This is a genomic window from Alkalihalobacillus alcalophilus ATCC 27647 = CGMCC 1.3604 (assembly GCF_000292245.2).
Taxonomy (GTDB): domain Bacteria; phylum Bacillota; class Bacilli; order Bacillales; family Bacillaceae_D; genus Alkalihalobacillus; species Alkalihalobacillus alcalophilus.
Genome location: NZ_ALPT02000124.1, coordinates 1 through 8,479 on the forward strand (window position 1 = coordinate 1; position 8,479 = coordinate 8,479).

The following is an 8,479-nucleotide window of genomic DNA, read 5'->3' on the forward strand; positions in this document are numbered from 1 at the left end:
GGAGTGTGGTTGGTGTGTAAAAAAAGAGAGTTACATCAACTCAATGAAAAATTCACTCCATCTGACTACGACTTTTATTGGTAAAAAAAGTTTTTGACAAAATTCGACTCAGTTATTATAATAAGATATTGATTAATCTGAAAATATAAAATAAAATGACATTTAGTTCATTGTGACAAAAAGAAAAGCTAGTACTCAATATAATTTTCAGATAATTTAGAAAAGATAGAACTGTATTGTAAAATATCTTTTCTTAAAAAGGGAGAGGAGTTTGACAAGATGGAAGGTAGAGAACAGTGGGGGACAAGGGCTGGTTTTGTACTAGCGGCAATTGGTTCGGCAGTAGGGTTAGGTAATATTTGGAGATTCCCATATGTAGCATATGAAAATGGAGGCGGCGCCTTTTTAATTCCTTATTTGTTTGCACTATTAACAGCTGGGATTCCTTTATTAATTATGGAATTTACAATTGGACAGAAATATCGGGGGTCAGCACCTTTATCGTATGCGAGGTTAAATAAAAAAGCAGAATGGATTGGTTGGTGGCAAGTGGCCATTTCATTTGTGATTTCTACGTTCTATGCAGTTATTATTGCTTGGGCTATTTCTTATACTTATTTTTCATTTAGACAAACATGGGGGTCAAACCCTACTGATTTTTTGCTAAATGATTTTTTACAGATTGTTGATCCTGGTCAACTAGGTAGCTTTGTTCCAACTATTTTTATCCCATTATTAATAGTGTGGGTTATCGCATTAGGTGTGTTATTTAAAGGGGTCAAGAAAGGGATTGAATTTGCAAATCGTATTTTTATCCCACTATTGGTTGTTATGTTCTTAATCCTTGTTATTCGTGCTGTAACTTTAGATGGAGCTATGGTTGGTTTAGATGCGTTTTTTAAACCGAATTGGGAAGAAATAATGAATCCAGCGGTTTGGGTAGCAGCTTATGGCCAAATTTTCTTCAGTTTATCGATTGGTTTTGCCATTATGATTACTTATTCCAGTTATTTACCTCGTAAATCAGATTTAAATAATAATGCTTTTATCACAGGGTTTTCAAATTCGAGCTTTGAGATCTTAGCTGGTATTGGAGTTTTCGCAATTATTGGCTTTATGGCGACTCAGCAAGGAACATCAGTTGATGAAGTTGCTGCGGACGGAATTGCCTTAGCATTTATGGTTTTTCCAGAGATTATAAACAGTTTTCCAGGCTTAAATGGATTATTTGGAGCTTTATTTTTTGGTTCATTAGTAATGGCTGGATTAACGTCATTGGTATCAATTATCGAAACCTATGTCTCAGCTTTACAAGATAAGTTTAAGATTACTCGTACAAAAGCCGTTGCTATCGGCGGTGGATTATCTGCCTTAATTTCAATTTTATATGCTACTCAAGGTGGATTATGGTTATTAGATACGGTCGATTATTTTATTAATCACTTTGGTGTAGCTTTAGCGGGTCTTGTATCTGTTATTGCGGTTGCATGGTTTATGAGAAAGCTTCCTGATTTACAAAAACATACAAACGAATTATCCGATTTCCGTGTCGGTTTATGGTGGAAAATTTGTTTAGGAGTCATTACTCCGCTTGTATTAGGGTTTATGCTTTATCAAAACCTGATTTTGAATTTAACTTCTAATTATGAAGGTTATCCAACGTACTTTATTATAATAGCTGGATGGACTGTTGCAATATTAGCGATTGTTATTGGATTCTTATTTACCATTTTTAAGTGGAAAAACAATAAGAACAGCTCTGATGATTTAGGGGGATTTTAAGATGAGTACAAGTGCAATTATCATGTTAATTATTAGTATGGTCATAGTTTGGGGCGGGATGATGTTAAGTATTTTGAATGCCGTTCGAGTTTCAAGAAAAAAAAGAGTACAGTCATCTTTATAGGAAGAAGCAAGAAGACCTCAAGTACAGTAAATGTGCTTGAGGTTTTCCTTTTTTATTTACCTTGTTTTAATAGTTGAAATCCTTTACGTTCCCAAGATTTAAGAGATGGATACGGGTCAAAGGACCATTCTGTATAGCCGTTGTCACGATACATACCATAATGAAGATGTGGTGGAAATTTACCTTGTGTACCTGCTTTCCCATAACCGGAGCTTCCAACATATCCAATAACTTGCCCAGGTTCAACAATGGTTCCCTCTTCTATTCCTTTCTCAAAACCACTTAGGTGGGCGTAGTAATGATAGATGTTATCTAAATCACGAATGCCAACGCGCCAGCCCCCGTACATATTCCAGCCTTTAATTTCAACAATTCCGTAGGCTGTTGACTTTACTGGCACATTATATCCAGCAAAAATATCGGTTCCTTCATGAATACGCCTGCCTCCCCAACCACGGCGGTCTCCCCATGTGCTACGATAGCTGTAGTTTGAACGAAGTGGTAAGGGAAACACATGATCATGAAGATTTAAATGCCCATACTTTTCATAAATGGAGGCATGTCCATCAATAATTGAGACTGTTTGTTCACGTTGATAATAATCCCATAAGGCAATGCGAAAATCCTCTTTATTAAAACCATATTGCTCTAAATAACGAGCAAATGTATAAAGAATGTCTTCATCATTGTTTGGGTCAGCCAATCCATCTCCGTCTCCATCTAAACCTAGGCCGCCAAACATGCTGATCGATAAGGGCTCTTGTTCATCTAGTTTGGGATTTAAAGGACCAACCCATTGACTCGGTGAAAAAAAGATCGAGGCAAGACCAATTTCTTTTGGACGATCTTTCACAACCCTTCTTAACCCTCGTTCATACGTATCAACTGCAGCTAAATAATACCAAGGAATGTTTGTTAATGTCTCAACTTTTTTATACAAGTTCAATCGTTCTGCATCTTTTTCTTCCAAGGTTAATTCTTCTTCAGCAGCTGCTGTAAACGTAGATGGAACAAAACATAAGGGAATAATGATGACGAGAGAAAGTAGGATTTGTTTCATAAATTGTCGGTCTCCTTTCGTTAAATTAACTTACTTTTATTGTCTTCAATTCGTATGATTAAATTACGTTAAAAAATGGAAGTGGATCAAAAAGAAAACAATTTAAGCAGTTGGTTGTTTTGTTCATTTCATGATAAAGTATAAAAGACAGAAAGAATGGCGGTGAAATGTAGTGCATTTTACCAAAACAGAATAGTTTTAAACTTTAATTGGATGGTGAGTATGAATGGCAAAAAAAGAAGAGCATATTCGTAAACCTGAGTGGTTAAAAATTAAGTTAAATACGAATGAGTCTTACACGGGTCTAAAAAAGATGATGCGTGAAAAGAAATTACATACAGTTTGTGAAGAGGCAAGGTGTCCGAACATTCATGAGTGTTGGGCAGTTCGTAAAACCGCGACGTTTATGATTTTAGGGGATATTTGTACACGTGCCTGTCGTTTTTGTGCTGTAAAAACAGGTTTACCGAATGAATTAGATTTACAAGAGCCAGAACGTGTGGCAGATTCAGTTGAACAAATGGGTTTAAAACATGTCGTTATCACAGCGGTTGCTCGTGATGATTTAAAAGATGGTGGAGCAGGAGTATTTGCTGAGACGGTTCGTGCGGTCAGAAGAAAAAGTCCGTTCTGTACAATTGAAGTCCTTCCTTCAGATATGTTAGGGAACCATGAGAGTTTAGAAACGTTAATGGATGCTAGACCAAATATCATGAATCATAATATTGAGACGGTTCGACGTCTATCTCCAAGAGTTCGTGCACGTGCAACATATGACCGGACACTTGAGTTTTTACGTCGTGCAAAAGAACTGCATCCAGACATCCCAACTAAATCAAGCTTGATGATTGGACTTGGAGAAACAAAAGAAGAAATTATTGAAACGATGGATGATTTACGTGCGAACAATGTCAACATTATGACAATTGGTCAGTACTTACAACCAACGAAAAAGCACTTAAAAGTCGTTAAATATTATCACCCAGATGAGTTTGCTGAATTAAAGGAAATTGCCTTAAGTAAAGGATTTAGTCACTGTGAGGCTGGCCCGTTAGTTCGTTCTTCATACCATGCTGACGAACAAGTTAACGAAGCACAAGTTCGTGACGAAGCTCGTAAAGTACAAAATGAGCAAACCGTAAGCGGTCAATAAATAGGCAAGAATGGAGAAACCTGAAGAGGAGTGCAATGTGCTCCTTTTCGGGTTTTTTCGTTTGTTGTACTAGTTGAGGCATGCAAAAAAGAGCGTAGGGAAAATGATGATAAGTATTGGAAAAGTGGAATCAAAGAAGAGCAATGATTACCTTAGCACCATAAAATGAATGTCATCAGGAATCAAAAGAGAGCAATGATTGCCTTAGTGCCTAAAAATAGCCAGCTTCAGACTTACATGAAAAAGACGTGATACTCAAGGGAACGCTCTTTTTTGTGACATTTTGCAGAAGAAAAACCTCAGCTTTGGCATGAGGTTTTGACATTTTGTCGTGCTCTTTTAATTCTTCTGGTAGTCAGACTGTGTATTGTAATTTGTCCCTTGTGGATACTCTCGCAATTGCTCAATCGTTTCTTCAAGTGTTCCATAAATCGAGGTACTTCGTGAAGATAAACTTTGGAATCGTTCAATACTTTCTATCTGATTATGATCATCTGCGACAACGACTTCATAAAAACGAGGTAAAGCTGATTCGGCTGTTTTACGAACGTAAGCGGCGATTTCTTCTTTATTAGAGCGTGAATTATTGTCGTCTTCATTATGATGGGTCTCATAAACGACTAATGCATATTGATCTGTTACTAATGTAGCTGCTTCATCAATTTCTGGATTGGTGAGAACCATTTTAGTGATGTTCGTTGAGATTTCGGTTCGATCAACGATAGGATAAGAAAAATCACCATTTGGTTTATGCACTTGTTCTCGTTGGAAACGACTATAACCATAATGAGGGGTGTCATTATGATCCATTCGTTTATTGGTGATCGAATAATATCCTTTATTTGTTGATTGAGTGCCCCCTATATCGGAAGCGTTTTCTAGCGTAAGTGGGCTTGCTTGTTCTAATTGACAGCCAGTTAGTACGAGAGCTAATAGTAATCCACTAAGAGTTAATCTTGTTTTTATCATGAATGTTCTCTCCTTTAAAAGTAATAATGAAATGGTCGATTTGATTAAAAAATATCCATCTATTCATAGCTTGGCATATGGATGATTGAATCATGTAAGTAAATCGGTGGAAAGTGAGTAGGTGATTTTAGCTTGATATGGTACAATATAAGACAGTTATAAAGTGAGGTGAACGGGTTATGGTCCGACTTCAATCAATGCAATTTGAGCTTATTGAAGAAGTGAAAAACGGTTGGAATGAGGAAGCTTTTAAAGAGCGTTATAGTGAAGTGCTAAATAAATATGACTATATTGTCGGCGACTGGGGCTATAATCAGCTAAGATTACGTGGATTTTTTGAGGATAAACATAAAAAATCGACATTTGATACAAAAATTAGTACATTAGATGATTATTTATATGAGTATTGTAACTTTGGCTGTGCTTATTTCGTCTTAAAGCGGATAAAAGAATAGAGAGGATGTCGTTTATCCTCCCTATTTGTCATGGACAAGATGAATGATAAATCGGTAGTAGCTGAGTTGAAGAATTAGTTTTCACCGGAATCTTGATGAGTAGGGTGACTTTCTGGGTCAAGCCGTTGATGGTCTCGATGCAATTGTTTATTTTCATAAATAAAGGCACTAGCTGCATGCTGACCCTCTTCCCAAGGTGTACTTTTTCCTTCGACAGGTTCATGCTTATTTATAGGTGAACCATAAGCTCCTTCTGGTAAATCTTCAGGTAAAATGGTCTCCCGTGCTTCTTCGACATTGGAAAAGTCGCTATACTTGTGTTTATGATTCTTATCATTCGACATTTGATCCCCTCCATAGGTTATAGAGTAGACAATGCCTCTAGTTTTTATCCTGATGAGATCACTTGTATCTGAGTGGATATTAATAACTGGAGTAAGATTATACATAATGGAAAGATGATGGTGACGTTTATGTATTTTGTTAATCGTGAAAAAATAGAAAAGACTTTACAATTTATTGAGCAACTTATGCAAACAAGTTCATTTTCGCCTGCGTCTATACAAGATAATCGCATTCAGCAGCTAGCATTAGAACGAACGGCATATTTATATATTGAAACAATTATTGATGTTGGGAACAGTATGATTGATGGCTTTATTATGAGAGATCCGGGAAGTTATGAAGATATTATTGAGATTTTACTTGATGAAAAAGTAATTGAGGATCATTCAGCAGAAGATTTAAAAAAACTAATGGGCCTACGAAAGCAGCTTGTCCAAGATTATTTGGAGCTTAATCATGTCACTTTATTGAATCAATTGCAAGATTCTCAAAAAGCGATTGCTCAATTTCCTCAAGATGTTCGCCGTTATTTATTGGAAGAATTAGGACCTGTTACAGCTTTTTTACCGGAAAAGTAAAATGAGGTAGGAGGCAAGTTCTTTGCAAAAATCGCCACATCGCATACAATAGAGATAAGGGTGGTGATGGCCATGGAAAAACAAACGCGCTCGACACGTCAAATTATCTTGTCGCTAATTAAAAGACATCGGGAACGAACTGTATCCGAAATAGCTGTTGAGCTAAAGGTTACAGAGATGGCTGTCAGGCGACATTTACAAGGACTCGAGAACGATGGGTTAATTCAAGCAAGACTGGAAAAACAGTCAATGGGCCGACCAAGTTATAAATATTATTTAACAGAAGCTGGTGAAGAAAGTTTCCCAAGGAATTATGGTTCTTTGTCTCTAGAGTTTTTGAAGGACCTTGAGGCTTTAAACGGCAACAAGGTAATTGAGGAACTTTTTGAAAAAAGAAGAGAACGTTTAGAACAAAAATATCAACAACTTGTTCAAGGAACTTTGGAAGAACGGGTCGCCGCCTTAGCTAAAATACAAGATGAAAGTGGCTATATGGTTGAATGGAATCAAACAGATGAGGATACATTCCAATTTGTTGAATATAATTGTCCCATAGCAAAAGTTGCAAAGGATTATCATGTTGCCTGTTCATGTGAGCAAAAACTTTTCCAAAACCTATTACAAACGGAAAATATTACAAGAGAAACATGTGCAGCAAAAGAAGATAGTGCTTGTGTATATACGATAAAAAAAACTAATAAAATGGCTTAACAAATAGCCTAAGAAACCACGGATTGATTTCGTGGTTTTTTCTGTATAAAAAAGGAGGGGAGAGCAATCAAGGCGAATTGGCCGGCGATGGTGTATAAAAAAAGACCGAGTAATGGCCTGCGTTGATGTGTAAAAAAGCCGAGCACCACCACAAAAAAGCGTTGACACTCCCACAGTTGCCGTCAGCACTTTTCTGAAACACTCTCCATTTCACGAGTTTTCATTATAGAAAGAACCTTGTATAATGAGAAAAAAGAAAAAGGTGTGAGTGGAGAATATGAAGAAATATCAAGGTTTTTTAATCGATTTAGATGGTACGATTTATCGTGGCAAAGAAAAAATAGATGAAGCGATTCAGTTTGTGAAAGAACTTGAAAAAAGAGGTTTATCTTATTTATTTGTGACTAATAATTCAACAAAACCTCCAAGAGAAGTGGCCGAGCTTTTACAAGCGATGGATGTTCCAGCTACAACAGAGCATGTCTTTACAACTAGTATGGCTACCGCAAAATTTTTATCGGAAAAACAGAAGGAAGCGAATGTTTATGTGATTGGTGAAGTTGGATTAAGACAAGCTTTAGTTGAGGAAGGGCATCGTCTTGTTGAAGAAGACGCTGATTTTGTTGTAATGGGTTTAGACCGTGAAATTACTTATGAAAAATTAGCAAGGGCGACGATTGAGATTCGAAAAGGGGCAACATTTATTGCAACAAACGGTGATGTTGCTTTGCCAACAGAGCGTGGCTTAATGCCAGGTTGTGGCTCTCTTGTTTCTGTTGTTGCCGTATCAACTGGTATCGAACCCACTTTTATTGGGAAACCAGAGAGTATTATTGTCGAACAAGCGATGGATGTATTAGGTCTGAAAAAAGAAGAAACGCTAATGGTCGGTGATAATTACGAAACAGATATTTTAGCTGGAATTCAAGCTGGAATTGATACTTTAATTGTGCATACGGGTGTTACTTCTGAACAGCAATTGCAAGAAAAGGCAGAGCAACCGACGATGGCTTTAAAGTCGCTAGCGGAATGGTCGTTTGGAAAATAAGGCTATATTTTAAACTCAATGCTTGTCTGCCGGTGCTTGTCTTCTGAAAATGGATAATATAAGTAGTCGCTCTAAAGGGTGACTGCTTTTTTGTTTTATCATTTCCCGACAGAAGACTCCCTCTTCATTCGTGTGAAGGGAGAAGCCCAACGATAAGGGGGAGATGAATGGCGGTTGGCGGTAGCCAAAGAGATTCTTGTTAGGGTATAATGAGAACATACATTCCTATCAGAGGTGAAAACAATGCTCATCAA

The 8,479-nt window shown here is 37.0% G+C and carries 10 protein-coding genes; 7 read left to right on the forward strand and 3 right to left on the reverse strand.

All coding sequences use genetic code 11. The annotated features are described in order from the left end of the window. Positions 1 to 279: 279 nt before the first annotated feature. Positions 280 to 1,782: a sodium-dependent transporter gene (locus BALCAV_RS20005; protein ID WP_003322974.1), complete on the forward strand. Its 1,503-nt coding sequence runs from the start codon at positions 280 to 282 to the stop codon at positions 1,780 to 1,782. Position 1,783: 1 nt separating this feature from the next. After that, positions 1,784 to 1,906: a methionine/alanine import family NSS transporter small subunit gene (locus tag BALCAV_RS21880; protein ID WP_003322975.1), complete on the forward strand. Its 123-nt coding sequence runs from the start codon at positions 1,784 to 1,786 to the stop codon at positions 1,904 to 1,906. 52 nt (positions 1,907 to 1,958) lie between these two features. On the opposite strand, the gene BALCAV_RS20010 is transcribed toward BALCAV_RS21880, so the two are convergent. Next, complete coding sequence (locus BALCAV_RS20010) at positions 1,959 to 2,966, reverse strand: M23 family metallopeptidase (RefSeq protein WP_003322976.1); 1,008 nt, start codon at positions 2,964 to 2,966, stop codon at positions 1,959 to 1,961. Between the two features lie 226 nt (positions 2,967 to 3,192). Here BALCAV_RS20010 and lipA point away from each other — a divergent pair, with 226 nt between their 5' ends. Beyond that, positions 3,193 to 4,119, forward strand: a complete 927-nt coding sequence (lipA, locus tag BALCAV_RS20015) for a lipoyl synthase (protein ID WP_003322977.1) — start codon at positions 3,193 to 3,195, stop codon at positions 4,117 to 4,119. A gap of 339 nt (positions 4,120 to 4,458) precedes the next feature. Here the strand turns inward: lipA and BALCAV_RS21365 are convergent, their stop codons facing one another. Continuing rightward, on the reverse strand, positions 4,459 to 5,088 hold the full coding sequence (locus BALCAV_RS21365; RefSeq protein WP_003322978.1) for a YhcN/YlaJ family sporulation lipoprotein: 630 nt from the start codon (positions 5,086 to 5,088) through the stop codon (positions 4,459 to 4,461). A 179-nt stretch (positions 5,089 to 5,267) separates the two neighbouring features. On the opposite strand from BALCAV_RS21365, the gene BALCAV_RS20025 reads away from it, so the two are divergent. Further along, a complete protein-coding gene (locus BALCAV_RS20025; RefSeq protein WP_003322979.1) occupies positions 5,268 to 5,543 on the forward strand; it encodes a YutD family protein in 276 nt (91 codons plus the stop codon). 74 nt (positions 5,544 to 5,617) lie between these two features. On the opposite strand, the gene BALCAV_RS20030 is transcribed toward BALCAV_RS20025, so the two are convergent. Beyond that, positions 5,618 to 5,887 (reverse strand): hypothetical protein, encoded by a 270-nt coding sequence (locus tag BALCAV_RS20030; protein ID WP_003322980.1) that lies wholly within the window; start codon positions 5,885 to 5,887, stop codon positions 5,618 to 5,620. A gap of 129 nt (positions 5,888 to 6,016) precedes the next feature. On the opposite strand from BALCAV_RS20030, the gene BALCAV_RS20035 reads away from it, so the two are divergent. From BALCAV_RS20035 to BALCAV_RS20045, 3 genes are all read left to right on the forward strand, one after another. Then, on the forward strand, positions 6,017 to 6,466 hold the full coding sequence (locus BALCAV_RS20035; RefSeq protein ID WP_040324296.1) for a DUF86 domain-containing protein: 450 nt from the start codon (positions 6,017 to 6,019) through the stop codon (positions 6,464 to 6,466). Positions 6,467 to 6,538: 72 nt separating this feature from the next. Beyond that, positions 6,539 to 7,177, forward strand: coding sequence for a helix-turn-helix transcriptional regulator (locus BALCAV_RS20040; RefSeq protein ID WP_003322983.1), 639 nt, complete (start codon positions 6,539 to 6,541; stop codon positions 7,175 to 7,177). A gap of 277 nt (positions 7,178 to 7,454) precedes the next feature. Then, complete coding sequence (locus tag BALCAV_RS20045; protein ID WP_003322984.1) at positions 7,455 to 8,225, forward strand: TIGR01457 family HAD-type hydrolase; 771 nt, start codon at positions 7,455 to 7,457, stop codon at positions 8,223 to 8,225. Positions 8,226 to 8,479: the final 254 nt, after the last annotated feature.